Annotated in this window: 19 protein-coding genes; 6 read left to right on the forward strand and 13 right to left on the reverse strand. The window is 61.3% G+C overall.

From position 1 onward, the window contains the following. Positions 1-169 precede the first annotated feature (169 nt). The 4 genes from ACDH77_RS16940 (at position 170) to ACDH77_RS16955 (ending at position 5,688) form a co-directional block, all read left to right on the forward strand. Positions 170-2,422: a hypothetical protein gene (locus tag ACDH77_RS16940; RefSeq protein WP_372353564.1), complete on the forward strand. Its 2,253-nt coding sequence runs from the start codon at positions 170-172 to the stop codon at positions 2,420-2,422. 193 nt (positions 2,423-2,615) lie between these two features. After that, positions 2,616-3,920: an NAD(P)/FAD-dependent oxidoreductase gene (locus tag ACDH77_RS16945; RefSeq protein ID WP_031424941.1), complete on the forward strand. Its 1,305-nt coding sequence runs from the start codon at positions 2,616-2,618 to the stop codon at positions 3,918-3,920. Continuing rightward, positions 3,917-4,318, forward strand: coding sequence for a GtrA family protein (locus ACDH77_RS16950; RefSeq protein ID WP_031424942.1), 402 nt, complete (start codon positions 3,917-3,919; stop codon positions 4,316-4,318). The genes ACDH77_RS16945 and ACDH77_RS16950 overlap by 4 nt, the downstream gene beginning before the upstream one ends. Continuing rightward, entirely contained in the window at positions 4,315-5,688 is a 1,374-nt protein-coding gene (locus ACDH77_RS16955; protein ID WP_051876474.1) for a hypothetical protein, read from the forward strand. The genes ACDH77_RS16950 and ACDH77_RS16955 overlap by 4 nt, the downstream gene beginning before the upstream one ends. A 1,015-nt stretch (positions 5,689-6,703) precedes the next feature. On the opposite strand, the gene ACDH77_RS16960 is transcribed toward ACDH77_RS16955, so the two are convergent. The 11 genes from ACDH77_RS16960 to ACDH77_RS17010 form a co-directional block, all read right to left on the reverse strand. Further along, positions 6,704-7,204, reverse strand: a complete 501-nt coding sequence (locus ACDH77_RS16960; protein ID WP_051876477.1) for a hypothetical protein — start codon at positions 7,202-7,204, stop codon at positions 6,704-6,706. A 41-nt stretch (positions 7,205-7,245) separates the two neighbouring features. Continuing rightward, on the reverse strand, positions 7,246-9,543 hold the full coding sequence (locus ACDH77_RS16965) for a glycosyltransferase family 2 protein (RefSeq protein ID WP_031424945.1): 2,298 nt from the start codon (positions 9,541-9,543) through the stop codon (positions 7,246-7,248). After that, positions 9,544-11,784: a glycosyltransferase family 2 protein gene (locus ACDH77_RS16970; protein ID WP_228729021.1), complete on the reverse strand. Its 2,241-nt coding sequence runs from the start codon at positions 11,782-11,784 to the stop codon at positions 9,544-9,546. A gap of 56 nt (positions 11,785-11,840) precedes the next feature. Then, a complete protein-coding gene (locus ACDH77_RS16975) occupies positions 11,841-13,964 on the reverse strand; it encodes a class I SAM-dependent methyltransferase (protein ID WP_218488652.1) in 2,124 nt (707 codons plus the stop codon). Positions 13,965-13,996: 32 nt separating this feature from the next. Further along, the gene (locus ACDH77_RS16980; RefSeq protein WP_042774025.1) at positions 13,997-15,364 is read right to left on the reverse strand and encodes an ABC transporter ATP-binding protein; all 1,368 of its coding nucleotides are present in this window, start codon (positions 15,362-15,364) and stop codon (positions 13,997-13,999) included. After that, positions 15,354-16,187, reverse strand: coding sequence for an ABC transporter permease (locus ACDH77_RS16985; RefSeq protein WP_031424949.1), 834 nt, complete (start codon positions 16,185-16,187; stop codon positions 15,354-15,356). Before ACDH77_RS16985 ends, ACDH77_RS16980 begins: the two co-directional genes overlap by 11 nt. A gap of 1 nt (position 16,188) precedes the next feature. After that, a complete protein-coding gene (locus ACDH77_RS16990) occupies positions 16,189-17,376 on the reverse strand; it encodes a cystathionine gamma-synthase (protein ID WP_031424950.1) in 1,188 nt (395 codons plus the stop codon). A 99-nt stretch (positions 17,377-17,475) separates the two neighbouring features. After that, complete coding sequence (locus tag ACDH77_RS16995) at positions 17,476-18,846, reverse strand: pyridoxal-phosphate dependent enzyme (RefSeq protein ID WP_218540181.1); 1,371 nt, start codon at positions 18,844-18,846, stop codon at positions 17,476-17,478. 234 nt (positions 18,847-19,080) lie between these two features. Then, on the reverse strand, positions 19,081-19,299 hold the full coding sequence (locus ACDH77_RS17000) for a YdcH family protein (protein ID WP_003484103.1): 219 nt from the start codon (positions 19,297-19,299) through the stop codon (positions 19,081-19,083). A 351-nt stretch (positions 19,300-19,650) separates the two neighbouring features. Beyond that, complete coding sequence (locus ACDH77_RS17005) at positions 19,651-20,541, reverse strand: membrane protein (RefSeq protein WP_031424951.1); 891 nt, start codon at positions 20,539-20,541, stop codon at positions 19,651-19,653. After that, entirely contained in the window at positions 20,538-20,921 is a 384-nt protein-coding gene (locus ACDH77_RS17010; protein WP_042774027.1) for a DUF4398 domain-containing protein, read from the reverse strand. Before ACDH77_RS17010 ends, ACDH77_RS17005 begins: the two co-directional genes overlap by 4 nt. 98 nt (positions 20,922-21,019) lie before the next feature. On the opposite strand from ACDH77_RS17010, the gene ACDH77_RS17015 reads away from it, so the two are divergent. Next, positions 21,020-22,153 (forward strand): PilT/PilU family type 4a pilus ATPase, encoded by a 1,134-nt coding sequence (locus tag ACDH77_RS17015; RefSeq protein WP_008576907.1) that lies wholly within the window; start codon positions 21,020-21,022, stop codon positions 22,151-22,153. Positions 22,154-22,484: 331 nt separating this feature from the next. Here ACDH77_RS17015 and maiA read toward each other — a convergent pair whose 3' ends face one another. Continuing rightward, on the reverse strand, positions 22,485-23,147 hold the full coding sequence (gene maiA, locus ACDH77_RS17020) for a maleylacetoacetate isomerase (RefSeq protein WP_109291097.1): 663 nt from the start codon (positions 23,145-23,147) through the stop codon (positions 22,485-22,487). Positions 23,148-23,178: 31 nt separating this feature from the next. After that, on the reverse strand, positions 23,179-24,237 hold the full coding sequence (locus ACDH77_RS17025; protein WP_181388266.1) for a fumarylacetoacetate hydrolase family protein: 1,059 nt from the start codon (positions 24,235-24,237) through the stop codon (positions 23,179-23,181). A gap of 308 nt (positions 24,238-24,545) precedes the next feature. Here ACDH77_RS17025 and ACDH77_RS17030 point away from each other — a divergent pair, with 308 nt between their 5' ends. Beyond that, entirely contained in the window at positions 24,546-25,934 is a 1,389-nt protein-coding gene (locus ACDH77_RS17030; protein ID WP_008576904.1) for a DEAD/DEAH box helicase, read from the forward strand. Positions 25,935-26,059: the final 125 nt, after the last annotated feature.

Genomic DNA, 26,059 nt, shown 5'->3' on the forward strand with positions numbered 1-26,059 from the left:
ATCGTCTTCTAGTGGGTCTTCTTTATTGTGCCCGCCGAAGAACTTCGCAAACTTGACCAATCTGCTCTCATACCATCAAGCTCAACCCTAAGGGCTGGGGAAGCCTCCATCACCACGAAGGAATAGCGCCCGTCCCACCGGGAAACTGAAATCCGCGCGCATTGTCTTTATGTTTATTTTTGGCGGATACATGTCGGTTCCGCCTCCAAATGCCGCAGGGAAAACCAATGCTTCGCACGCTGTGCGATGGGATCCGCGGGCCCATTGCCAGAGCGCGATTGCTCCCTTCTTTTTCGAAGAAAAGTCCATGTTCTGCCTATTTCGCAAGTGGCATGCCATTGCCGTCCTGAGCATGTCGCTGTTGGCATGCCAGCAATCACCACACCCGGGTCTCTTGCAGGAGGGTGGCTGCCCCCCGAAGCAGTCTCCCTATCTTAAGCAGGCGCCGAGCATCGACGGGCGTATCACCTACTGCGACCAGGGGGACGCCTCCACTGGCGAAATCAGGACAACGGCATACCCCGCCGGGACCCGGCGCGTGACCGTGATGATGGCGGGATATCCCGATACCGGGGGCGTCCGCATCCTGGCGGTCGCCACCGACGGCAGTTTCACTTCGACATTGAAGGCGGACAAGATCGGGGAGAGCTGGAAATCGGTCACCTTCCAGTTGCCCGAGGCGGCCCAGACGCACGCGTTCTACCTTCAGCTCGTCGACGACGCGACCGGCCCATTCGGCTGGGCTGGAATGGGCTTTGATCGTGCCGGCCTGTCCACGACCCTGCCTGCCCACGCGCTGCCGATGGCATTGGCTATCCTGACCGCGCACCTGTGGATAATCCTCGCCGGCTTGCTGCTGCCACGAACCTGGACGATACCGGCGCGCGCGTTGTGCGCGGTCCTGGCGCTCGGTGCGGCATCCGGGTGCGTCATTGCGAGCTACATCGCATCTCCCACCCTCGGCGGAATCATCGCCTACGGCCTTGCCGCACTGCCGCTGCTTGCGCTACCGCTTCGGCTGCGCCGAGGACCGGCACCGATTGCCGAGGCCGCCGCTCTACACCACATCTTCTTTCCCTCGTTCCTGCTGACATTGCTGATTCTCTGGATCGGACTCTATCCGTTCTCATGGGACGGGCAGGACTGGCAGGTCGCCGCCAATCGTTGGCGTAACCTGCCCATGGACTCGTGGCTACCACTCACCTTCGCCGAGATGGTTTCGGCCGGGCGCCTGGACGTACCCATGATCGGCGACTGGCTGAGTAGCGATCGGCCGCCCCTGCAGTCTGGCCTGTATCTGCTGTTCTTTCATTCCTGGCTACCGGGCGGCGGCCTTATCTATCAGGCCCTTTCGACGTGGGCCCAAGCCCTGGTGCTAGTGCCGCTGCTCGTCTTGGTCGGCACGCTGCCGCTGCGTTCGCAACGGGCCGCGATCGTCTTCGCGCTGGCGCTTTCGCCGCTGGTACTACTCAACGGCCTGTTCGTTTGGCCCAAACTTTTTGCAGCGACGTTTTGCGCCATCTTCCACATCGCCCTGTTCGGGCCAGCCAGCATCGCCAGGCCAGCGCGGTGGTCGATGGCCGGCCTTGCAGCAGCCATGGCCATGCTGTCACATGGCGGAGCGCTATTCGCCCTGGTCGGATCCACAGCCGCCCTACTGCTATTGAAGCGCAAGCAAGCATTATGGGTACTTGTCAAGACTGGCATCCTTGCCGTGTCCGCCTACCTGCCTTGGGTTGGCTACCAGCGCCTTATCGATCCGCCCGGCGACAGACTGTTAAAGTGGCATTTCGCCGGGCAAGTCACGGTCACCCAGGATTCGTTCTTACACGTCCTGCGTGCAGCCTATGCCGATCTTGGCTTTGGCCAATGGCTCGCTGGCCGCGCCTACAATTTAAACAGCCTCATGCACGGCAGTTTTGGTTTTTTCGGCGACGCACTTGCGCTGTTCCGAAGTTACAGCCCTGCAGCGATCACGACCGTCGTCGATAACAGTTTTTTCTACGGCGCTTATTCGCTGTGGTTTGCGTCGCCTCTGTGGTTGCTGCCCTGCATTGCCTACGCGCTGGCAAAGCACCGCAACTTGCGCCTAGTGCGATTCCCCTCCGACCTGGCACTCGCCACAGCATTCTCGTTCCTGCTCTGGATCCTGGTGATCTACGAGCCTGGACAGACGATCATTCATCAGGGCGCCTACTTCAGCTTCCTGATGAGCATGCTGGTAGTACTAATCATGCTTGCTCAATGCCTTCCGCCGGCACTATATGCCGTCGTCGCGCTCAATGTCGCGGTCGCGGCACTTGCCTATGCCTTCGACAGGCCTTTTGATGGCGCGTCGTCCGCAATCTATATCGGTGCCACCCTGGCATTGACGGGGGGCCTGCTCGCCTCCTGTAGCCTGGCTTCAGCAGAATATGGATGAGAACCGCGAGTGTTAATTTTTTCGCTGCGGCCCTACGCACTACGATTGGCGCAGGCAATGATCGCCATCCCTGCGCCGGCCCACCTCACTCCGGCACCGCATCACCGACGGCGATGACAGGCTAAACTTCCCTCTTGCCTGCCGCGCCACCCATTGATTCTGGCGCTGGCGCCCCTCTACTGAAGCCAATGACATGACCTCAAAGAAGAACTACGCGATCGTCGGCGCCGGCCCCATGGGCCTGATGGCGGCCGTTCGGCTCCTCGACGCCGGCCACAGCGTGGATATCTACGAACGCGACGACCGCATCGGTGGCATGTCCGCGACCTTCGATTTCGATGGCCTTTCCATCGAACGCTACTATCATTTCATCTGCAAGACCGACGATCCGCTGTTCGCCCTGCTGGGCCGTTACGGCATGTCGGACAAGCTGCATTGGACGGATACCAAGATGGGCTATTTCTACAATGGAAAGCTCTACAAGTGGGGAACGCCGTTCGCATTGCTCGGCTTCCCGCATCTTGGGCCGATCAGCAAGCTCCGCTACGCGCTGCACGTCATCTATACCAAAGGCATCAAGGACTGGACGGCGCTGGACAAGGTCAATGCGACCGCGTGGATCCGCAAGTGGATTGGCGACAAGGCATACGACGTGATGTGGAAGGATGCATTCCGGCTGAAGTTCTTCGAATACAAAGACAATCTGTCCGCCAGCTGGATCGGTACGCGCATCAAGCGGATCGCGTTATCGCGGCGCAGCCTTATGCACGAGAGCCTTGGCTACCTGGATGGCGGCTCGATGACCCTACTTGACAAGATGGCCGCAGACATCACCTCCCGCGGCGGTCGCATTGTGCTGTCGCAGGGCATCGATGAAGTCGTGAGTGAAAACGGCAACGTCAGCGGCGTCCGCGTAGGCGGCCAGTTCCTGGCCTACGATGGCGTAGTCTCGACGGCTCCCATCCAATACGTGCCGGCAATGGTGCCCGGCTTGCCTTCCGATTTCAGCGCCCAAATCCGCGCCATCGAGAATATTCCGGTCGCCTGCGTCATTTTGAAACTGAAGCACGCGGTCAGCGAAAATTTCTGGATGAACATCAGCGACCCGAACATCGCGATTCCGGGCGTAATCGAATACAGCAACCTCAATCCCACCACGCCGCCGGGGCAGAAGATCCTGTACGCCCCGTTCTACATGCCCAAGACCCATCCGAAATGGAGCATGAGCAACGAAGCATTGATCGAAGAGGTACTTGGCTATCTGCCGAAGCTGAATCCGTCATTCCAACGCGACTGGGTTCTGGCAACGCACTGCCACCGCTATGAGTTCGCGCAGACCATTTGTCCGCCTGGATTCCAGGATATGCTGCCAGCCATGCGCACCCCGGTGTCCGGATTTTTCATGGCCGATACTGCCTATTACTACCCGGAGGACCGCTCAATCTCCGAGAGTCTGCAGGCTGCAGATCGTCTCGCAGAAGAAGTCCTGCGGGGATGATCAGCCAACAGTTCCTCCGGTTCATCGTTGCTGGCGGAACCGCCGCAGTGGTGAACTTCGGTTCGCGCATTGCGCTAAGCAATATCATGCCGTACGCGCCTGCGATCATCGTGGCCTACATCATCGGCATGATCACTGCTTTTCTGCTCAACAAGCGCTTTGTGTTCGCGCAATCAGGCAACGCCTTGCATCATCAGGCAGCTTGGTTCGTGGCGATCAATATGTTGGCTGTCTTGCAGACATTGGCTGTCAGCCTGCTGTTGGCGCGCTGGCTGTTTCCCGCAATCGGGATGCGTTTCCATGCCGAAGCCGTCGCTCACTTGGTGGGTGTTGCGGTCCCCGTTTTCACAAGCTACGCCGGGCATAAGGCGCTGACATTCCGGGAGCTTCGCTCATGAATGCATCGACTCACGATCAACGGCTTCAACTACCCGAGACCCCACAACTTGCTCGTGCTCGTCAGGTGCTGTCGGTGCTGCTTGTTGCCGTGGCTGCTGCGCTCATTCGACTGATGTACGTGCAGCACTTTGCCGTCGCTATGCCTTTCTGGGATCAGTGGGATGCCGAAGGCTTGCATCTGTTGAAGCCTTGGATCGAAGGCTCGCTGCGGATGGTTGATCTGTTTGCCCCGCATAACGAACACCGTATCCTGCCGACTCGGCTGGTGACCCTGGCGGTGTACGCACTTACCGGCACATGGAACAACCTTTATGAAGCCCGCGCAAGCACCCTCATCTATGCATTGATTCCGGCAAGTCTCAGCTGGATCGCATTGCGGGACATCAGTCTCGGCCGTCACCGGTGGTCACTGGTCGGGCTGGCAGTGCTCTTTGCAGCACTGCCCTTCGGCTGGGAGAATTTTCTGATTGGTTTTCAGAGCCAGTTCTATTTTCTCATCGTGTTCGGCATCGCAACCGTCTCCATCGCCGCGAGTAGGCACGACAACCTTATCGCCTGCGGATTAGTCTTGCTGCTGTCGGCGGTCTCCTGCAGCACCATGGCATCGGGACTTCTCACGCCAATAGCAGCAACCGCTGTTTATCTCATGGCATGTTTGGTGCTCCCAGGCCGCCGCTGGCCCGCATTGCTCACCTGCGCAGTGCTGATCCCACTCGCTATTCTTGCGTTCCTGAAGACGCCGGTCATTCTCCCACATCAAACGATGCGTCCCCACGACCTGCTGCACTTCGCAGACGCACTCAACCACATCCTGGGCTGGCCGATCATCGGTTACCACTGGGCTGTCTTCTATCTGTGGCTACTCTGTCCGATCATGTTTGTCCGACTGATTTGGCGGAAGCAAGTGACCCGTACTGACTTGATTATGGCAGGCTTGGCCGGCTGGAGCACAATCCAAGCACTGGCGATCGCTATGGGGCGCGGGCAAGGCCTGATCGAATTGACACCACGCTATAGCGAGCTCTTGTTGCCTGGATTGTTTGCCAATGCTTGGTTCGCGCTACGCATGTGGAAAGCCGATATTGAGAATCGTCAAATCCGCTGGACGGCACGCATAGCTACTACCGCATTTGCGGGCGTATTACTCGGCGGCCTGATAGTCCGTACTCCCCTCGATTGGGCACAGTTAGTGGGCAGATCCGGCGCGCTTGCCCTGCAACAGCACAACACGCTGCGGTACCTACGCACGGGCGACCCGGAAGCATTGAACGTGCCCCATTTCGAGATCCCCTACCCACGTGCAGATCTTCTACGCCAGATGCTCGATGACCCCACATTGCGAAGAATCCTGCCCAACGAGAAAGACTGAGGCAAGCGAGAATCACGCAGAAGATCGGATATCTACTGTGAGTCTTTCCTGTTCGGACTTTTTTGCAAAATTGGCAATTGCGTCATTGGAGCCAAGTTGGGCCTTACTGATTAGTTGTGTCGAGGCATTGCAGAAGATTAGCTGGAGCTTCAGGTCGGGCCACTTCTTCGGCTTTGCGTCCGGAAGCCGGGAGCGCAGAGCCGCTATGCGACTACTTGGAGCGGAGAGCCCCGATTCAGAGATAAGCGTTCCCAAGGGGGGGACGCAATGGCCACCCCAGAAACGATTACATCGTCAGCCAAATTGACTACTTGCCGCGCTGGGTGAAAGCCGTTTCCGCTATAGCAGCGTATGTCACTGAGCGTGTCACGAATCCGATCAAATGGATAACTGACACACAGATACTGCTGGGAACGGAGGCAGCTGACGCTGGCGATTCCGGATCCAAGGCAGATGCTTCGACGCTCTTCGCAGGGAAATCAACGCTGAAGAATGAGTGGAAGCAGCACTATTGGAAACATAAGCGCCCTTCGCTTGTCCTATTTTCGCCGAACTGACCCGACGAAGTGAGGTTACGCGACGTATCCGCTGGAACCACCAGAGATCGCTGAAATAATTCAAAATTAGCCGCAACCGATCATACCTTGTCGATCGCAAAAGAATCTAACGGCGAGCGGAAAGTACTTCGACGTCTACTGCAGGGCACATCTGAATCTTCTTGTAGTTCAACGCTTACTGCCGTGGCCGCCGGCATACTGGAACTTCACCTGCTCAAATCCTGCGAAACGGCAGAGAACGAATTCTTCGCCCATCCAGTACGTGCTGATCACATTGGATAGAACGATGCGAACGGCGAGGTATCATGCGGCGGCGAGCATTATCGATCGGCGCCGAAAGGATTAGACGCCACGAATATTACCACTTCAATCCTGATGTCCGTGGAGCTGGCGCCAAGCCTGACGATCACTCTTTTGAGCATGGACAGAGCCAGCGACAGCGCTGGCGCTGATGGTAATCAGTTGATGACGGTGAGTTCGATGTTCAAATTGCATTCGGTCGCCGGCTCTTCGTTATTGATGATGGAAAGGAAGTATTTGCCGGGTGCAATCCCTTTCAGCGAAAGCACAACGTTATAACCGGACATTGCCAGTCCTGGAGCTCCAAGTGCGGCAACCACGTCTTGACGCTCGCCTTTCGCACGAAGCGGATACTGATAGGACTGGGCTTGCCCCTTAAAAATCAGCATAGCCTTCTCGGGAACCTGCTTTTGTGCATCGCCCATCCAACCAGCGAACAACGAACCCGCACCCGCTTTGACCGACGCATTCGCTGCCGGGGTACCGTCTACCGAATCCAATGCACAGCTACCCCCGGCCACAAGTGGCTGCGCGGGGGCTTGGTAGAGCGCGGATTTAACGGCAGTGGTGCCGGGATCTTCTGGGACCGGTGCTTCGTGCCGCTTGCACCCCACCAGCAATGCCAGCATCAGGGAAGCGATCAGAATAATCGGTCGCATCTCAGAACTCCAAGGTGATCGACTTGCGTAGAAGAGGCCATTCAACCCGAAACGCGGGGTGGATAGGCGAGGGTGAATGGCGTCGATTCAATTGTCAAATTGAGGTTGTAGTAAGGGTCCTGCTGCAACAACTTGCCCCAGCGCCCTTTCATGAAGCTTTCTTCGCGCTTGAAGCGGGCTATCTTTTCTGGAGTGGTCTCGTAGCCACGCGAAGCCGATTCGTGATGATAGAGCTCGGCGAAAGGGGTCCACAGGTTGCGGTAGCCGGCTTCACGAACGCGGAGGCAGAAGTCGACGTCGTTGAAAGCCACTTCCAGTTGCTCGTCCAATCCGCCAACTTGCTCGAACACCGAGCGGCGCACAATCGCACAGGCCGCAGTCACCGCACTAAGACTCTGCGCCAAGCCACCGCGATGTTTGTCGCCCGGCCAGCCACGCGCCATGCCCACATAGCAGTGCCCGGCCACGCCACCGATGCCGAGGATCACGCCGGCGTGCTGAATCGTGTTGTTCGGGTAGTACAGCATCGCTCCCACCACCCCGATCTCGGGACGTAGTGCGTGGGCGACCATCTCGTCCAGCCAATCGCGACTGATGACCTCGATATCGTTGTTGAGCAGCCCCAGCACCTTCCCACGGGCAACGCGCGCGCCGGCGTTGTTGATCGCCGAGTAGTTGAACGGATGCGGGTACGGCAGCACGCGGACGCGCGGATCCTGCTGTACCTGCGCAAAATACTCCCTGGAAGCCTCCTCCTGGGAATCGTTGTCAATGACTACGATCTCGTAGTTCGGATAATCGGTACGTTGCAGGATCGAATCGATGCACTGCTTGAGCAGATCGATGCGATCACGGGTGGGGATCAGCAGACTGACCAGCGGTCGCGGTTCCGGTAACGGATAGGAAATACGGAAGTACCCGCTGTAGCTCGTCATCTCCAGCACCTTGCCACCGTTGCCGGTGCGATCCAGATGCGTCTGAACCGCGCGCAGCGCGGCAAGGTGCGCGTACGATTTCTCGCCTGGCGCCATCGCGGTGGAGCCGCTGATCATGCGCCAGTGATACAGCACGAACGGAAGATGGCCGATCGCATCGTGCGGAAGATTTTCGGCGACCCGCAACGTCAGATCCCAATCCTGGGCACCCTCGAACCCTTCGAGGAACCCGCCGACCGCACGCACTGCTTCGGCGCGATAGACGGTCAAGTGGCAGACGCAGTTCTGCGAAAGGAACAGATCTGGATTCCAGTCCGACTTAAAGTAGGGATCCGAGCGTTTCCCTTCCACGTCGATCTTGTCTTCGTCGGTGAACAGCATCTGCCAGTGCGGATTGTTCTCGAACGCCTTGACACTCTTGAGCAGGGCCAGGGGATGCAATTCGTCGTCGTGGTCGAGCAATGCCACGAACTCACCGCTGGCCATCTGCAGCGCGGTGTTCGACGCCGCAGAAATATGTCCGTTCTGCTCGCGTCGCTGGAACCGCACGCGCTCGTCGAGCTCAGCATATTCTGAAAGCACACGCATCACCGCAGGATCGGTGGAGGCGTCGTCGGCGATGCACAACTCCCAATTTGGGTACACCTGCTCGCGCACGCTTTCGATGCAGCGGCGCAACCAACGCTCGGGAGTGTTGTACGTCGGCACGATGACTGATACCAGCGGTCTACGCGTCAAGGAAGCAAGTTCTGCATCAGCAGCCTGCTTCCATGCAGCGTCACGGCAATCGTAGAACTCCTGCCACACCTCGTAATCGGAGAAAGACACCGAGTACATGCGCGCCGAATACTCGTGATAGAGGCGATCGGCCATGCTGCGAACCCCCTTGGTCAACACATCGATCGCCGTCCGCGCCAATAGCCGAAGCTTGCTTACGCTACTTTCGCGGCGGGCAAACGATGCGCCGAATAAACGCCGCAGGGCCTCGCCGCGGTTGATGCGCTGTAATTGCAAGGTGGAATGACTGAAATCCATTGGTGCGACCGATGGATCGAACCGGATGCCTGTGGTCGACTCCACGAGACGGATTACGATCTCAAATCGGCACGTTTCGCCGCTGAGCAAGTTCAACGGAAGATCGATGCGATCGGCCTCGCCGAAGTGTCTGACACGATAGGATGGGTATAGCACCGGCGCGAACATGCGTCCGCGGTAGATAGACAATTCGCCGCTGAGCACATACCAGCCCCCGACCAAGTCTTCGCCCTCCCAAAGCAATTGCACCTGAGGATCGCTGCCAGAGGCTCGCCACCTGGCGTCGTGCGCTGCGGCGGTCGGGAATGTCGAGGACAGCGGCGCAATCTGCTGCAGGGGAATAACGCTAAGTGCAATTGTTTCGGACATCTAGCCCTCGGGGAAGGTCCCTCGGGTCACCGGGGGTAGGTATTCTAAAGGATAAACGGGCTGCAAATCCCTTGCCAGCGTTTCCGCATGGCGGTCCGGGTCTAGCGTGAAGGCGGGACTATCGAGCGATAGGCATGGACTGTAGGCCGGGTCGGCAACAAGCACTTGCTGCCAACGCGCCAGCATCGTGGAGACCTCGCCGGCAAACCGCGCCTGCTTCTCTGGATCATCTTCAATGCCCCGGCTAGCCGACTCGTGGTGATAGGCCTGGGCGTGCGGCGTCCACGCATTTTCGTAACCGTGCGCACGTAGCCGTAAACAGAAATCGACGTCATTGAAGGCTACCGCGATCGATTCATCCAGGCCTCCAACGGCGACATAGGCTGCACGCGTCACCGCCAGACAGGCGGCGGTGACCGCCGAATAGTGTTGTACCACAAGAGCGCGCCCGTATTCGCCGGCAAAATCGTGCGGCGCATGGGCAAAGGCATGCGCTGCAACACCACCGACGCCCAGCACGACGCCTGCGTGTTGCAACGAGCCGTCCGGGTAGAACAGCTTCGCGCCAATTGCCCCTGCCCTCGGACGTAAAGCCAGCCGCACCAGTTCCTGCAGCCAACCAGCATCGGTGATCTCGATATCATTGTTGAGCAAAACCACGACCTGGGCATCGCACTGCGCCACCGCATAGTTGTTGATCGCAGAATAGTTGAACGGGCGATCGTAACGCAGTATCCGAACCCGAGCGTCTTGGCTGATCGCGTCGAAATAGGCATGCGATTGCGCTTCAACGGAACCGTTATCCACCACGGTGATGCGATAGCGCGAATATTGTGTCGTGGCTAGAAGAGTGGAAATACACCGCTCAAGAAGGTCGATGCGGTCGCGCGTCGGGATGATGATCTCGACTTCTGGCTCTGCGCCCAACCCATACCGCACGCGCAGGCGGCGCCGTCCGAAGACCTCGACCTCCGCGCCCTGTGCGCGCAAAGACCGCCCAAGCACGCGCGCACGCGCCACCGCGCTCACCTCGTGACGCGCAAATGGCGCATAGATGGGGCCGACATCGCCGCTCACATGGCGCAGCACATGCGGCACGTGCAGCGGGACTGCGCCGTGCTCGTGAATCAATGCAGACAGCAACGAGAACCACGGCACTTCCGGATCCAGGCCATCGAGCAGGCTATCCTTGATCTCTTGCCTGCGCACGAACGCACTGCGCCCAAGATAATCCTGCTCGTACCAGCGCAAACGATCCCAAACCGGCTTGAACAGCGGAGCGAAACGCTGCTCCTGTTCCTGCACCCTGTCTTCGTCGCTGTAGAGCACGGACGCTGCCGGGAACGAAGAAGCTGCCATGGCCAGGACCTTGACGGTCACTGGATGGATGCGATCGTCCGCAGCAAGCACAGCGACAAAGTTCGCTTGAGCCATGCGCAGACGAGCGCCCAGCGATGCGTAGACATCCACCTCCCGTAGCGAAGGCATCGCACAGTTCTTGGGCCATTCACCGATTTGCCGGGCATCAGCCACGATTTCGACGGACTGCCCAGCCAAGCGTGCAAGCGCTTCAAGGCATGCCGAGAAATCCGCACCCTCTTGGTCGTGCAAGATCAACGAAAGAACGCCAGCCCGCACCGATGTATCGTTGCCTGCCGAAGATACCAACTCCGCCAGCCGCCGGTCTTCGCGCAGCGCCCAGGTCCTGTAGCCGGCATCGCGCGTCCTGACATCCTTCCGCTCGGTGCAGAGCAGCGCCTGCAACGAAGCAGCCGCACCCTGCTCGCGCCATTGCGACCGCGCGCTATCGGCAAACTCCAGCGCCTCCTGTGGCGAATCTCGCAAGCGCGCGCCAACCCCGTTTCGCAACAACAACCAGAACGCTTCGCGTTCGCTCAACCGGTAGATCTCAAGCGGCCCCAGCTCAAACCTTGCATATGCGTCTGTCGGATCGAACCTCAGCGCCTGCAAGGCTGCGGAAAAATGCACCACCGCATCCAACATGCCACTGCCCACAGCCAGACCGAGATCAATGCGGGTTTGCTCGTCGATCCCGCTGCCATAGTCGGGATAGAGGCAGGGATTGGCCAGAAGACCGTCCAATTCTCGCAAGCTGCCACGCAGCCTGTACCAGCCGGCAGCAAGAGGCAATTCCGGGTGGATCAGCGCGAACTGTGGGTCTGACCCGACAGATTCCCAGCATGTGATGCCGCCGAAGACCGTTGCGGCAAGATTAGCCATCGGCGTCGCATCCAGGCGCACTCGTGTCGGCAGACGTTGGCTCGCGGTGGGCACTGTCACCGCAGCTTCCACCATCTGCGCCCTTGCATCTTCACGAGCATGGCCATCTGCTGATTCTGAATCTCGGCCATCGCATCCAACTTGGATTCCAGTGCACGCAGCGCTTCGGATGACTCAATCTTCTCAAGCGCGCCGCCAAGCCTCGCGGTCAGCTCGCTCTGCTGAGTTCCCCAGTGCTGGATCGACTCCACCAGACGGCCGTCGGTGGCAACGAGCCGGTCATGCAACGCGCCTTGCCCTTCGGCCAATTGCTGAACGACGGCCTCGATCCGCTGCAAGGTCGGCTGCATATATGCAAGACCGTCTCCAAGAGAAGTATGTAGCTGCGCGATGGACGCGTACATGTTTACGCCGTGCTGGCCCGCCAGATTGAGCGAGTGCTGCAGCGACGCAAACCCGTCGGCGATCTCCAGGTGCCTTCCGTCGCCGCCCGGGACGTGCCCCGCTGTGCGCGGCACGGACACATCCAGCATGCCCTCGATTGCGTCACGCTGGTCCTTACCCGTCACCTGCCGCTGAAATACCAATTCGCGGTCGACCCACAGATCAAAATTGCCATTTGGCACCGAAGCAAACACGTCAACAAAAACGTCCAGCAACAGAGTCCGCAGATTGATCGGCTCGCCCTCTGCCATCGTGGCCACGACACTGCCGCCATAAGTAAACAGCAGCGAACGCAGCAGTAGCCAGCCCAGCGTTGGACGCTCGACGACCCACTCGCGATCGAAGTAGACGATCCGACCATCAGCGGTGCACAACAAATTCGATGGGGTGGCGTCAAGATAGTCGTCGGGCAAAATGCTGTCGGCACTGTCCAGCGATACGACATGCCCATCGTCGTGGAGAACCTGCGCCAAAGCATGCAAATAGCGACGCGCTTCCGCAACGATGTCGTTCCGGGTCCAACCGGGCTTGGCTAGTGCCGCGCGGATTCCGTCGACCAGCAAAACCCCTTGAAAGTAGTCAGAATCGCTTTGCACATGCAAGCGAACGCCGCCCTCTGCTGGAGGCAAATCGGACAATCTGCGTGCGCGTACCCGCAACGACCGGTCAGGCTCCACCACAAAAAGCGTTTCGCGGGCATAAGAAGCCAGCCGCTGCGTGCTGTAGTGGTAAGCCAATTCGGTTTGTTCGGCCATCACCACGTCTTCGGCCACAGCTTCGACCAAGAAGGAGTTGGCGAGATCCAGTGCCAAACCGTTGGAAGCGACCACCGGCCAGACGCGCTGTAGATTGAAGGTCGTCGGTGTGAGTTGAGGATCGCGACGAACCGCCTGTGCGGCCAGCGCGCCAGCATCGAAGTGCGCCGGATCGGCAGAAAGGCCGCGCTCGGTGACGATCGTTGCCGGCATCTTGTAGTCGGGCAAAGGCGCCGAAAAGCGGCTGCGCCCATACCCGGCTTCACGGAGCAATCTATCGAGCTCGGATCTTCCGTAGGTGCGTGCGCCACGTGGTTGATAGCGATTTTCAATCCCGACCATCGGATGTCCCAGATGGTCTTCCGGCACGCCGGCCATGTATTTCAGGCCCAGCTGATTCTCGATGGCCAAAATCAGTCGCCCACCCGGCGCCAACAACTCCCTTGCGGCCTGTAGCATGTGCAACGCGGGATTCTCTGCATCGGAGAACAGACTGGCGTACTCCAGAACGCCGATCAAGGTCACGACGTCGAAGCGTTCGGCAACAGCGAAGTCCTGGAAACGCTCGGCCACCACAGCGACATTGCGCAACTCACGGGTACGTTCGCGGGCAATGCTGGCACGCCGCAACGAGCCTTCCAGCGCCAGAACGTCCGCCCCGCTCTCGCCGAGGTAGCGGGTGATCGCACCGCATCCGGCGCCGATTTCGAGAATTCGCGCACCTGGCTGAAGATACTGCGCAAACGGCCGCAGCAGATTCGCCCGCTCCGTGGACAGGTGATAACGACTCGGCCAATCAACGCAAGCAACTGCCAGTTCGGCCGAGAACACACTGACGTCGGCAGCTGCGCGTAACGTCGCCAGAAGTCCATCTTCTGAGTTGTCACCATCGCTGTAGTCGATACTGTCATAACCCTCGCGGCGCCACACGGCAACGTCGGCAGGCAGGACATAGCCAGCTGCTACCAATAGATCGTTCATGCAATGTTTCCTTGAATCATCAATGCGACTGGTCAGCCGGACTGGCGAGGAGCAGCCATTTCCAGCCGCATATCAAGTCCGCCCATACCGAAAAAGTCAGCGTTGATCACTTTGAAATGGATGCTGTCGTAGCGCCTGTCATGCGGTACCACATCTTCTTCGCCGCGACTGGCCACGCCGACGGATAAGAAATAGTCGCCATCGGCCAAGTCGCAGCGGAAGACGGCCACCACATCGACCGTGCTGCCAGCGATGCCGCCGGCTATGAACGCAGGCAGTGGCTTGTACTCGCTATTGGTGCCGTAAACCACGACCCCCTCTGCCGTCTTCAAGGTGAACCCGATGATTGGCCGAACCACCTCACGATCGAACACCATCCTGACCACGAGGCGTACTTCCTGCCCGGATTCAAGAATCGGCGGGTAAAGCATCTGCGCCGATCTCAACTCGAAGTCGGTGATACGGACCGCTGCATCGCCCCAGCGGAATTCGTTCGGATTGTAGTTAGGACGCGACTCGTAGCTACTGTCCGCACCGGAAAATGGGACAGTCTCTTCAAATGGCGCCTCTGCAGCCCGTTCGCCTGCATCGGAGGAGAGAGCATCGGTATCTCCGCTACCGAACAACAGGTTGTAATAGGCATTGACCACGTCCTTGGGTTTGCCTTGACGCAGGACGCGGCCGCTGTCCAGCAGCTGGGCAAACTCGCAGTGCTGGACGATCTGATCGGCCGAGTGACTGACCAGCAGGATCGAAGCGCCGTCGTCCTTGAGCTGTTTCAGACGCGCAAAGCACTTGGCTTGAAACTTTGCGTCGCCGACCGACAAGGCTTCGTCGACGATCAACAACTGCGGATGCACCTGCGCCTGCACCGCAAACGCCAATCGCACCACCATGCCACTGGAGTAGCTGCGGATCGGCTGGTCGATGAACGCGCCAATGTCGGCAAAGGCGAGAATGCGATCAAGCGCCGAATCCACTTCCTCCTTGCTCAATCCGAGAATGGCGGCGTTGAGATAGACGTTTTCGCGCCCAGTAAATTCGGGGTTGAAGCCGCTTCCCAATTCCAACAACGCTGCGACGCGCCCCTTTACCTGGATGCTGCCCTCTGTTGGAGTCAACGTGCCGGCGATCATCTGCAAGAACGTCGATTTCCCCGAACCGTTGCGACCGATGAGGCCAACCGTTTGGCCCCGACGCACCTGCAAGTCGGCGCCGCGCAGTGCCCAGAATTCCCGGTAATAGCGACGCGAGCCGCCAACCAAGCCCTGCAACAAGCGGTGCGAAGGTCGATCGTAGATGTGATAGCACTTGCCGACCCCACGTGCATCGACTATCAGGTCGGCGTCGCCGGAAATCGGATTCAACACGTGTGACGCAACCTGGAGTTCAGAGGACATCGGCAAATCCTCGACGCGTCTTCTGAAAAACAAAATAGCCAAGATAAGCAAACGCCAAGGCGCCGAGCGTATACAGCCCCAACCCAGTCCAATCCGGCGCACGCCCCCAAAACGCGACGTCGCGCGCCTCGTCGATGATGAACGTGAGGGGGTTGAGGTGAAAAACAAATTGGTACTTCGGTGGCAGCGTACTCACGGGAACGATGGCAGAAGACAGAAACAGCGTTGCCGTGGCGATCACACCAGTCATCTGCCCGATATCGCGCAGGAATACGCTAAGGGAAGACAGCAGCCATCCCAACCCGAGCAATCCGACCGCCAGTGGCAGAAAGACGATTGGCAGGAAGACCAGCGTCGGATGCAGCTCATGCCGCACGATCAGGTTCAGCAGAACGAATACCAGCGAATTGGTAAAGGCATGAAACAGTGCAGACATCACCATCGTCCACGGCAGCACGTCCAGCGGAAACACGATCCGCTTGACCAAGTTCGAATTACCGATAATCAAGGTAGGCGCACGCGCCAGGCATTCGGCAAACAGCCCATGCACGATCAGCCCGAGGAACAGCAACATGGCAAAGTCCGCGATGTTGCCACTGGTGCCGGGCCAGCGTGATTTCAGCACGTAACCAAATGCCAGTGTGTAGATGACTAGCATCATGAAAGGACTAATCAACGACCACAGCAGACCAAAGCTTGCGCCGCGGTAGCGACCAAGCACGTCACGCCTGGTCATCTCCATGGTCAGACTGGGGTAATGCAACAATGCGTGGAATGGACCAGTCGGCGAAATGCGAGTCGCCCTTTGCAGCACATCGTGCATGTCAGCTCCGCAGCGCGTCATCAAGGTCGGCCCGTAAATCCCCCACATCCTCAATCCCCACGCTCAGCCGCACCAGCGCATCGCTGATACCAAGCTGGTCACGGCGGGCAACCGGAATGGAGGCGTGGGTCATGACGGCGGGATGGTTGAGCAGGCTTTCCACGCCACCGAGCGATTCGGCCAGGGTGAATAATTCGGTCTTTTCGCAGAAACGCTTGGCTGCGTCGAAGCCGCCCTTGAGGACGATGGAGACGATGCCGCCGAAGCCGGACATCTGGGTTTTCGCGAGCGCATGCTGCGGGTGCGAAGCAAGGCCGGGGTAGATGACCTTTTCGATCGCAGGGTGGGTTTCCAGCCATTGCGCGAGCGCCAGGGCATTCTCGCAATGCGCGCGCATGCGCAGCGGCAGGGTCTTGAGGCCGCGCAGGGCGAGGAAGCTGTCGAACGGGCCCTGGACGCCACCGATGGAGTTCTGCAGGAACGCCATCTGCTCGGCGAGCTCGGCATTGTCGCCAACCACCGCGATGCCGCCGACCATGTCCGAGTGACCGTTGAGATACTTGGTGGCCGAGTGCACGACGATATCCGCACCCAGGCTGAGCGGGCGCTGCAGCATCGGGGAAGCGAACGTGTTGTCGACCACGATCAACAGGCCATGCTTGCGCGCAATCGCTGCAATGGCAGCGATATCGACCAGCTTGAGCATCGGGTTGGTCGGGGTTTCGATCCACACCATCTTGGTGTCGGGGCGGATTGCAGCTTCGAAAGCGGCCGGGTCGGTCAGGTCGACGAAGCTGAAATCCAGGCCGGCGGTGCGACGGCGCACGCGCTCGAACAGGCGAAAGGTGCCGCCGTACAGGTCGTCCATCGCCACCACGTGGCTGCCGGCATCCAGCAACTCCATCACCGTCGAGGTGGCAGCCATGCCGGAAGCGAACGCAAATGCGCGCGTACCGCCTTCCAGCGCGGCAACGCAACGCTCGTAGGCGAAGCGCGTGGGGTTGTGGGTGCGCGAATATTCGAAGCCCTGGTGCTCGCCGGGGCTGGACTGCGCATAGGTGGACGTCGCATAGATCGGCGGCATCACCGCGCCGGTGCTCGGATCTGGCGACTGCCCTCCATGGATCGCCAGCGTTGCGAGCGACAGCGCGCGCTCGCCGTCATGGCTATGAGTGGTGCGATTGGACATGGAGGTTCCCGAAAAAGTGGGCGATTGTAACAAGCAGGTCTGAATGGCCCGTGCCGCGCGTCTCATCCGAGCGCGCGGCAGTGCCGGATTACTGCACGATCACTGCACGCGACGGCGCAGGTAGTTGAGCAGGTCGATGCGGGTGATCAAGCCAAGAAATTGCGTGCCGTCCATGACGATGGCGACCTGGCCACGGTCGAACACCGGCAGCAGCGCTTCGATCGGCGAAGCCACGTCCAGACGATCCAGCTTGCTGACCATGGCCGTGGAAATCGGGTCGCGGAAACGGGCTTCGTCGCCATAGACATGCAGCAACACGTCGCTTTCGTCCACGATGCCCACCAGTTCGCCGTCGTCGATCACCGGCAACTGCGACACGTCGTACAACTTCATGCGCTGGTAGGCAGTAGTCAGCAGATCCTTCGGGCCCACCACCACGGTGTCGCGCTTGTTGTAAGGGCGCAGGATCAGGTCGCGCAGATCGCCATGTTGCGGGCGCTCCAAAAAGCCGTTGTCGAGCATCCAGTAGTCGTTGTACATCTTCGACAGATACTTGTTGCCGGTATCGCAGACGAACACCAGCACGCGCTTGGGCGTGGTCTGCTCGCGGCAATACTTCAGCGCCGCGGCCAGCAGGGTGCCGGTGGACGAGCCGCCGAGGATGCCCTCCTTGGCCAGCAGCTCGCGCGCGGTATGGAAGCTTTCCGCGTCGCTGATGGAATAGGCCTTCTTGACCCGCGAAAAGTCGGAGATATCCGGCAGGAAATCCTCGCCGATGCCTTCGACCAACCAGCTGCCGGACTTTTCGCTGACCGTGCCCTCTTCGATGTACTGGGTCAGGATCGAGCCGACCGGGTCGGCCAATACCAGTTCGGTGTGCGGCGAGGCGCTGGCGAAGGCGCGCGACAGGCCGGTCATGGTGCCGGAGCTGCCGCAACCGAACACGATGGCGTCCAGTTGGCCGCCCATCTGCGCCAGGATTTCCGGGCCGGTGCCGAATTCGTGCGCGGCCGGGTTGTCCGGGTTGCCGAACTGGTTGATGAAGTAGGCGCCGGGAGTCTCGGCTGCGATCCTGGCAGCCAGGTCCTGGTAGTACTCGGGGTGGCCCTTGGCCACATCCGAGCGGGTCAGCACCACGTTGGCGCCCATGGCCTTGAGATTGAAGATCTTCTCGCGGCTCATCTTGTCCGGCACCACCAGGATCAACTGGTAGCCCTTCTGCTGCGCCACCAGGGCCAAGCCCAGACCGGTGTTGCCGGCGGTACCCTCCACCAGGGTAGCGCCGGGCTTGAGATCGCCGCGCTGCTCGGCCGCTTCGATCATCGACAGACCGATGCGGTCCTTGATCGATCCGCCAGGATTATTCGCCTCCAGCTTGAGGAACAGCTCGCAGACGCCGGTGTCCAGGCGCTGGGCCTTGACGATCGGCGTGTTGCCAATCAGTTCGAGTACGGAGGAATGAATCGCCATCGGGATATCGTCGCTGCGCCACGCGGGCTAGACCGGTCATTATCCGACGAACCGCCGGGGAATGCTCATTCAGCATTGAACCGATTGCACAGGCCGATGAACGAACAGGCTCAACCGTTCGCCGATGTGCCCCGCCAGCAAACGCCGCTCCAACTAAAGACGCGGACGGTGGCAAGCCGACGAGGAGGCCGCCACCGCCCGCGACGGTGAACTTGTTCTAACGGTGGGGAAGGATCAGTGGGTGAGCTGGTCGTACATCCGGGTGAGCTTTTCTTTTGCCTGCAACTTCTCGCGCTTCATCTGGCCCAAGGTCACGTCGTCGATCGGGAGCACCCCGAGTTCGGCATCCATGCATTTCTTGTTCAATAGCTTGTGGCGTTGGTAGAGCTGCTTGAACTGGGGATCGGACTTCATCAATGCGTCGATTTCGGTCTGCGGTTGCCCTTCGAACATGGCGTTACCTCCTTCACTTAAAACAAGAACGCCCCGGCCAGCGAAGGCACGGGGCGCAGCTTGGGGATGGAAGACCAACGCGTTGCAAAGGCCGACACACCGGCGGAACCACCAACAACTGCTCCACCATGTTGTCTCGTTGCGTGCCTCTGCATCACTGGCCCGGCCCTCCGTACTTCCCGGGCCGCGGAGTTGCTGCCCGGAGGTACGACCCTACGCCGGTCGCCCAGGGGGTTCAAGACCGAAACGGCCGCATTTGCCGTTCCCTGCCTCAATCAGTGACCGCGGTTCAACCAGGCGTCATGCACGGGTTAAAAGACCTTAACTTCCAATCACTTGCAACAAATGACATCAGGGCGCGACAACGACCTCGGCCGCGCGGGTCTTGCTGGCCGCGCCTTTGGTGCCGGTGACCTGCAGCCGCGAGGCCGACACGCCGCCTGCCACCAACGCATCGCGCAGTGCTTCGGCACGCTTCTTGGCAATGGCTGCATCGGTGTCGAAGCCGACGATGCTGACCCGGCCCTTCTTGCCGATGTTCAGATATTCGGCCAATGCCTTGGCCTGCCCGGCGGCATCCCCGGACAACGCCGCCTTGCCACCGAAGGCGCCACTGCCCAGGGAAAACACTTCGCCGCGGCTGTCGAACTTGGCGGCCGGCAGCTTGGCCCCGGCGACCAGCTCGGCCTCCTCATGCGCCAGTTGCACCGCCTTCTGCTGGGCCGCGTTGAGCTTGGCGGTCTGCTTGCCGGCCACGCTGGTCAACGCCAGCTCGGCGTCCTGGCGGGCGAGCGCTTCCTGTTCGGCGGCCTGGCGTGCCTGCTCGGCGGCCTCGGCCTGGATCTGCGCCTGCACGCGCAGGCGTTCGGCTTCCTGGCGCGCCCGTGCGGCATCGCGGCGACTGGCTTCGATCAGCAAGTCGTTGCGCGTGCCTTCCAGGCGGTCCAATTCGCGCCGCGCCAGCGCGGTACGGGCGGTGAGTTCGGCGATTTCGACCCGCCGGTCGGCCAGAAACACCAGCTCGTCGCGGTCGCGGCGTTTGGCCTCGGCCAGCGCAGCCACGCTTTGCTGTGCCTGCAGCCGCTCAAAGCGCGCCAGATCATTGGTCTGCGGGTCGTTCTGTAGTGCGGCCAGGCGCCGGTTGAGCGCGTCGGCCTGCGGGTCGTCCTTGGCCGCCATCGCCAGCGGCGGCAACGTGACCAGGCTCAACACACCGAGATACAGCAGGGGGCGCAGTTTCATCGGCCGCCCTCCCCGGTATTGAGGGTGTTCTGCAACTGCGCCACTTCCTTCCTGCGCTGTTCCAGTTGAGCGGCGACCACCGCTTCTTCGCTGCGGGCCTTGGCCAGGTCGGCGTCGGCGGCGGCGCGCAAGGCGATCTGGGGCACCTGCTTGCGCTGGCGCTTGTCCAGTTGCGCCTGCTGGGCCTGCATCAATTCCTGGCGGGCCAGGTTGACCAGGTCTGGGGCGTATTGGTCGGCATCGGCCTGGGTGGCGCGTTGCACGGCCTGTTCGGCGGCGGTGAGCTCCGGTGCCACCTGGGCGGCGGCCGGAGAGGAAAGGACCATGAAACAGGCGATGCCATACAGGGATCGCCGCAAGTATGCGAAGCTAGCCGTCATTAGGGGAGCCGTAGCGAGAAGTCTCGAGCACGGCCATTGTCGGAAGCCTGCGGCGGACTTGCAACGAGACGCTGCTGTTTGTTGGGGAACCATTGCGCATGGATATCGGCTACTTCCTGAAGCTGATGACCGAAAAGAATGCCTCGGACATGTTCTTGACCACCGGCGCGCCGGTGTACATCAAGATCGAGGGCAAGCTTTACCCGCTCGGCAATACGGGGTTGCCGCCGGGAATGGTCAAGAAAATCGCCTACTCGTTGATGGACGAAGGCCAGGTGCCGCAGTTCGAACGCGAGCTCGAGCTCAACATGGCCATCGCCCTGCCCGATGCCGGCCGTTTCCGCGTGAACGTTTTCAAGCAGCGCGGCGAGGTGGGCATGGTGATTCGCGCCATTCGCAGCCGGATTCCCAGCATCGAAGAGCTCAACCTGCCGCAGGTGCTCAAGGACGTCATCATGACCCCGCGCGGGCTGGTGCTGGTGGTGGGTTCGACCGGTTCGGGCAAGTCGACCTCGCTGGCGTCGATGATCGACCACCGCAACAGCACCACCACCGGGCACATCCTCACCATCGAGGACCCGATCGAATACCTGCACAAGCACAAGATGTCGATCGTGAACCAGCGCGAGGTGGGCCTGGACACGCACGCCTTCCAGAGCGCGCTGAAGAACGCCATGCGCGAGGCGCCGGACGTGATCCTGATCGGCGAGATCCTGGACGCCGAAACCATGGAGGCGGCGATCGCCTTCGCCGAAACCGGCCACCTGTGCCTGGCCACGCTGCACTCCAACAACGCCGACCAGACCATCGAGCGCATCCTCAATTTCTTCCCGGAAAGCGCGCACAAGAACGTGCTGATGAACCTGGCGCTGAATCTGCGCGCAGTGGTCTCCCAGCGCCTGGTCAAGGGCGTGGACGGGCGCCGCCGCCCCGCCACCGAGGTGTTGCTCAATACCCCGATGATCCGCGACCTGCTACGGCGCGGCCAGGTGCACGAGGTCAAGGCAGCGATGGAAGAGTCGCTGGAAGAAGGCATGCAGACCTTCGACCAATGCCTGTTCCGGATGGTGAAGTCGGGCGAAATCGAGCAGGAAGAAGCACTGCGCGCGGCCGACTCGCGCGACGGCCTGGCGCTGAAGTTCCGTCTCTCCGAGGGCGGCTCCGGCGAGCACGACCCGTATGCGGATTACGAAGCGGCCGCGGCACCGAAGATCAGTCACGGGTTCATCTAATCGGTTTAGCGGCGACGATCGGTGATCTTGCGTCACCGGGGGCCGCTGGATCCTGCCCCTTCAGGCCGAACTCTGCCACGCGCACCCGCATTCGCGATGCCGATGCAACCGGCGCCCTCATCCGGCGCTGCGCGCCACCTTCTCCCGCTTGCGGAGAAGGACGAGATCGGCGCTCGCACGGTGCTTTCAGGTGCCGGTGCCGAAGCTCTCAAACTTGCATTCCAATTCGCCTGGCGTGACGCCGACTGCCCGAACCGGGTGATTGCCTGCCCTTTTCCCGTGGCACGGAAGAAGGTCCCGAAGGGCGGATGAGGGCTGTGACAGCCTGCCCTCAGCCCACCGCGTCGGCCTGCATCTCCGGGCGCGCCGCGTCGAAGGCCGGTAACTGCAGGCAGGCCTGCTCGATGCGCCGCAGGGTCGGATACGGCGTCAGATCGACCTCGAACCGGTGCGCGTTGTAGAGCTGCGGGATCAGCACGCAATCGGCCAGGCCCGGTGCATCGCCGTGGCAGAAGCACCCGGTCTGCGCATCGCGCGCCAGCTGCGTTTCCAGTGCCGCAAAGCCCCGCTCCATCCAGCGCCGTGTCCACTGCTGGCGTTGTGCGCCCTCCAGCGCGAACTCGCGCTCCAGCACCTGCATGACGCGCAGGTTGTTGAGCGGGTGCACATCGCAGGCGATGAGCTGCGCCAATGCGCGCACCCGGGCGCGTTGGGCAGGCGCGCGCGGCAGCAGCGCCGTGGTGCGCGCGAATGCCTCTTCCAGATACTCCAGAATCGCCAGCGACTGCGTGATGACCACATCGCCATGCCGCAACGTCGGCACCAGTTCCTGCGGATTGAGTTGCGCATAGGCCGGCGCGTGCTGCTCGCCCCCATCGCGCACCAGATGCACCGGGCGGGCGATGTAATCCAGCACCTTCAGCCCAAGACCGATGCGCACGCGATACGCCGCGCTGGAGCGCCAGTACGAAAACAGCTCCAGGGCCGCGCTCATACGCGACCGCCTGTCGTCGCTGCGCCGCAGGTCATGGCAGCGGCTGCCGCTCGACGCGCTGTTCGATCGCACCGAAGATGCTGACGCCACTGGCATCGAACATCTCGATCCGCACCACGTCGCCAAAGGCCATGAACGGCGTGCTGGGCTTGCCGTCGCGCAGCGTCTCGACCACGCGTTGCTCGGCAAAACACGAGGCGCCCAAGGCAGTGTCCTGGTTGGCGATGGTGCCCGAGCCCACGATGGTGCCGGCCGACAGCGGACGGGTCTTGGCGGCGTGGGCGATCAGTTGGGCGAAGTCGAACTGCATGTCGTTGCCGGCTTCGGGCGCGCCGAACCAGGCGCCGTTGACGTGCGTGACCAGTGGCAGATGCACCTTGTTGTCGCGCCAGGCATCGTCCAGCTCGTCGGGGGTGACGAACACCGGCGACAGCGCCGAACGCGGCTTGGATTGCACGAAACCAAAGCCCTTGGCGAGCTCGGCCGGAATCAGGTTGCGCAGCGAGACATCGTTGACCAGGCCGATCAACTGGATATGCGCGGCCGCCTGCTCGGGCGAGGCGCCCATCGGCACGTCGTCGGTGATGACCACAATCTCCGCTTCCAGGTCGATGCCGTAGTCCTCGCTGATCACCTTGATGGCATCGCGCGGGCCATAGAAGCCGGCGCTGGTGGCCTGGTACATCAGCGGGTCGGTGTAGAAGCTTTCCGGCACTTCGGCATTGCGTGCGCGGCGCACCCGCTCCACATGCGGCAGGTAGGCACTGCCGTCGACGAACTCGTAGGCGCGCGGCAAGGGGGCGGCCAAGGCCTGCACATCCAGATCGAACACGCCGTCGGCGCTGCCATCGTTGAGCGAGGCCGACAAGGCATTCAGGCGCGGCGCCACATTGCTCCAGTCCTCCAGCGCGCGCTGCAGCGTGGGCGCGATGCCGGTGGCGCGCACGGCGGTGCGCAGGTCGCGCGAGACCACGATCAGGCTGCCGTCGCGGCCGCCTTCCTTCAGGGAACCTAGCTTCATGACCATCCTGTGCTGTGGCTGATCGGACGATTGTACGGCCTGCCGCACTACTGGTTGCACCTGAAACAACTGACCGTGACCACAACCGCGAAACCGCGATTTTGTGCAGCGCGCCAAACGCGAGTACACTTGCCGGGTCTGCATGCGGCCGTCCGTTTCCCTTAGGGACAGCCGGCGAGGCCAGGATCGATCGATCCGCTCGCCCGCCCCACCCGACGCCTTTCGTGGTGCCGACAAACCCATCGCTCCTTGATCGGGTTGATCCACCATCTCGCAGCGCGGTTCACGGGAACGCTCCGAGCCTCACCTTCTTGCATCTGCAATGCGTTTGCGCTCCGGGCTTGGCTTGGCGGCGACGCTTTACTTGGAGCTTCCTGATGTCTTTTGAATCCCTGGGCCTTGCGCCCTTCCTGCTGCGCGCGTTGGCCGAGCAGGGCTACGAAACCCCCACCCCGATCCAGCAGCAGGCGATCCCGTTGGTGCTGGCCGGTCACGACCTGCTGGCCGGCGCGCAGACCGGCACCGGCAAGACCGCTGCCTTCGGCCTGCCGCTGCTGCAGCACCTTGGCACCGCGCCGCAGACCGTCAACGGCCCGCGCAAGCCGCGCGCGCTGATTCTGACCCCCACCCGCGAACTGGCCACCCAGGTGCACGACAGCCTGCGCGGCTACAGCAAGTACCTGCGCATCCCCAGCGCGGTGATCTATGGCGGCGTGGGCATGGGCAACCAGCTCGATGCGCTGCGTCGTGGCGTGGACCTGCTGATCGCCTGCCCGGGCCGCCTGATCGACCATATCGAACGTCGCAGCGTGGACCTGTCCGGTATCGAAGTACTGATCCTGGACGAAGCCGATCGCATGCTCGACATGGGCTTCCTGCCGTCGATCAAGCGCATCCTGACCAAGCTGCCGCGCCAGGACCGTCAGACGCTGCTGTTCTCGGCCACCTTCGAAGAGAACATCAAGCAGTTGGCGCTGGAGTTCATGCGCAACCCGATGCAGATCCAGGTCACCCCGAGCAACACCGTGGCCGAGAGCATCACCCACCGCGTGCACCCGGTCGATGGCGCGCGCAAGCGCGATCTGTTGCTGCACCTGCTGGCGCAGGACAGCCGCGAGCAGACCCTGGTGTTCGCGCGCACCAAGCACGGCAGCGACAAGCTGGCGCTGTTCCTGGAGAAGTCCGGCATCAAGACCGCGGCGATCCATGGCAACAAGAGCCAGGGTCAGCGCATGCGTGCGCTGAGCGACTTCAAGGCAGGCCGCGTGACCGTGCTGGTGGCCACCGATATCGCCGCGCGCGGGATCGATATCGACCAGCTGCCGAAGGTCATCAACTACGACCTGCCGATGGTGGCCGAAGACTACGTGCACCGCATCGGCCGCACCGGCCGTAACGGCTCCACCGGCGAGGCGATTTCGCTGGTGGCGCAGGACGAAGCCAAGCTGCTGCGCCAGATCGTGCGCATGCTGGGCCGCGACGTGGAAATCCGCGACGTGCCGGGCTACGAGCCGCAGACCCCGATCCGTTGGGGCAACAGCGCGCCGGGTCGCGCCGAGCAGCCGGGTGGCGAGCGCGCGCCGCGCAAGAGCCACGCCCGTCGTCCGCATGGCGATGCACCGCGTCAGGCGCATGCGCATGCCGGCCCGAAGAAGCCGGGTGGCCAGCGCAGCGGCGGGCCGCGTCAGGCCAACGCTGGCGCGGGCGCAGGCCGTCGCGATGGTGGACGTGGCGGCAATGGCCGTCCGGCCAACCGCGGCGCCTGAGCGCTGGGCATGCGCTGAGAACAAGGGCCGCGATGCGGCCCTTGTTCTGTCCGTCCCGGCCTGCCCGGTCTCTTGCGGGATCCTGCCCTGTGCAGTCACGCATCCCTCCCTCTTCCTGCTTGCCG

Origin of the sequence: Xanthomonas axonopodis pv. maculifoliigardeniae, from assembly GCF_041519315.1 — a bacterium.
GTDB classification, from domain to species: domain Bacteria; phylum Pseudomonadota; class Gammaproteobacteria; order Xanthomonadales; family Xanthomonadaceae; genus Xanthomonas; species Xanthomonas euvesicatoria.

Coding starts and splice junctions, on each gene's coding strand:
- ACDH77_RS16950 (WP_031424942.1), top strand. CDS start 3,917: ATGATCAGCCAACAGTTCCTCCGGTTCATCGTTGCTGGCGGAACCGCC.
- ACDH77_RS16940 (WP_372353564.1), top strand. CDS start 170: ATGTTTATTTTTGGCGGATACATGTCGGTTCCGCCTCCAAATGCCGCA.
- ACDH77_RS17015 (WP_008576907.1), top strand. CDS start 21,020: ATGGATATCGGCTACTTCCTGAAGCTGATGACCGAAAAGAATGCCTCG.
- ACDH77_RS16955 (WP_051876474.1), top strand. CDS start 4,315: ATGAATGCATCGACTCACGATCAACGGCTTCAACTACCCGAGACCCCA.
- maiA (WP_109291097.1), bottom strand. CDS start 23,147: ATGAGCGCGGCCCTGGAGCTGTTTTCGTACTGGCGCTCCAGCGCGGCG.
- ACDH77_RS17030 (WP_008576904.1), top strand. CDS start 24,546: ATGTCTTTTGAATCCCTGGGCCTTGCGCCCTTCCTGCTGCGCGCGTTG.
- ACDH77_RS16945 (WP_031424941.1), top strand. CDS start 2,616: ATGACCTCAAAGAAGAACTACGCGATCGTCGGCGCCGGCCCCATGGGC.
- ACDH77_RS16960 (WP_051876477.1), bottom strand. CDS start 7,204: ATGCGACCGATTATTCTGATCGCTTCCCTGATGCTGGCATTGCTGGTG.
- ACDH77_RS16970 (WP_228729021.1), bottom strand. CDS start 11,784: ATGGCTAATCTTGCCGCAACGGTCTTCGGCGGCATCACATGCTGGGAA.
- ACDH77_RS16980 (WP_042774025.1), bottom strand. CDS start 15,364: ATGTCCTCTGAACTCCAGGTTGCGTCACACGTGTTGAATCCGATTTCC.
- ACDH77_RS17010 (WP_042774027.1), bottom strand. CDS start 20,921: ATGACGGCTAGCTTCGCATACTTGCGGCGATCCCTGTATGGCATCGCC.
- ACDH77_RS16985 (WP_031424949.1), bottom strand. CDS start 16,187: ATGCACGATGTGCTGCAAAGGGCGACTCGCATTTCGCCGACTGGTCCA.
- ACDH77_RS16975 (WP_218488652.1), bottom strand. CDS start 13,964: ATGAACGATCTATTGGTAGCAGCTGGCTATGTCCTGCCTGCCGACGTT.
- ACDH77_RS16995 (WP_218540181.1), bottom strand. CDS start 18,846: ATGGCGATTCATTCCTCCGTACTCGAACTGATTGGCAACACGCCGATC.
- ACDH77_RS16965 (WP_031424945.1), bottom strand. CDS start 9,543: ATGTCCGAAACAATTGCACTTAGCGTTATTCCCCTGCAGCAGATTGCG.
- ACDH77_RS16990 (WP_031424950.1), bottom strand. CDS start 17,376: ATGTCCAATCGCACCACTCATAGCCATGACGGCGAGCGCGCGCTGTCG.
- ACDH77_RS17005 (WP_031424951.1), bottom strand. CDS start 20,541: ATGAAACTGCGCCCCCTGCTGTATCTCGGTGTGTTGAGCCTGGTCACG.
- ACDH77_RS17000 (WP_003484103.1), bottom strand. CDS start 19,299: ATGTTCGAAGGGCAACCGCAGACCGAAATCGACGCATTGATGAAGTCC.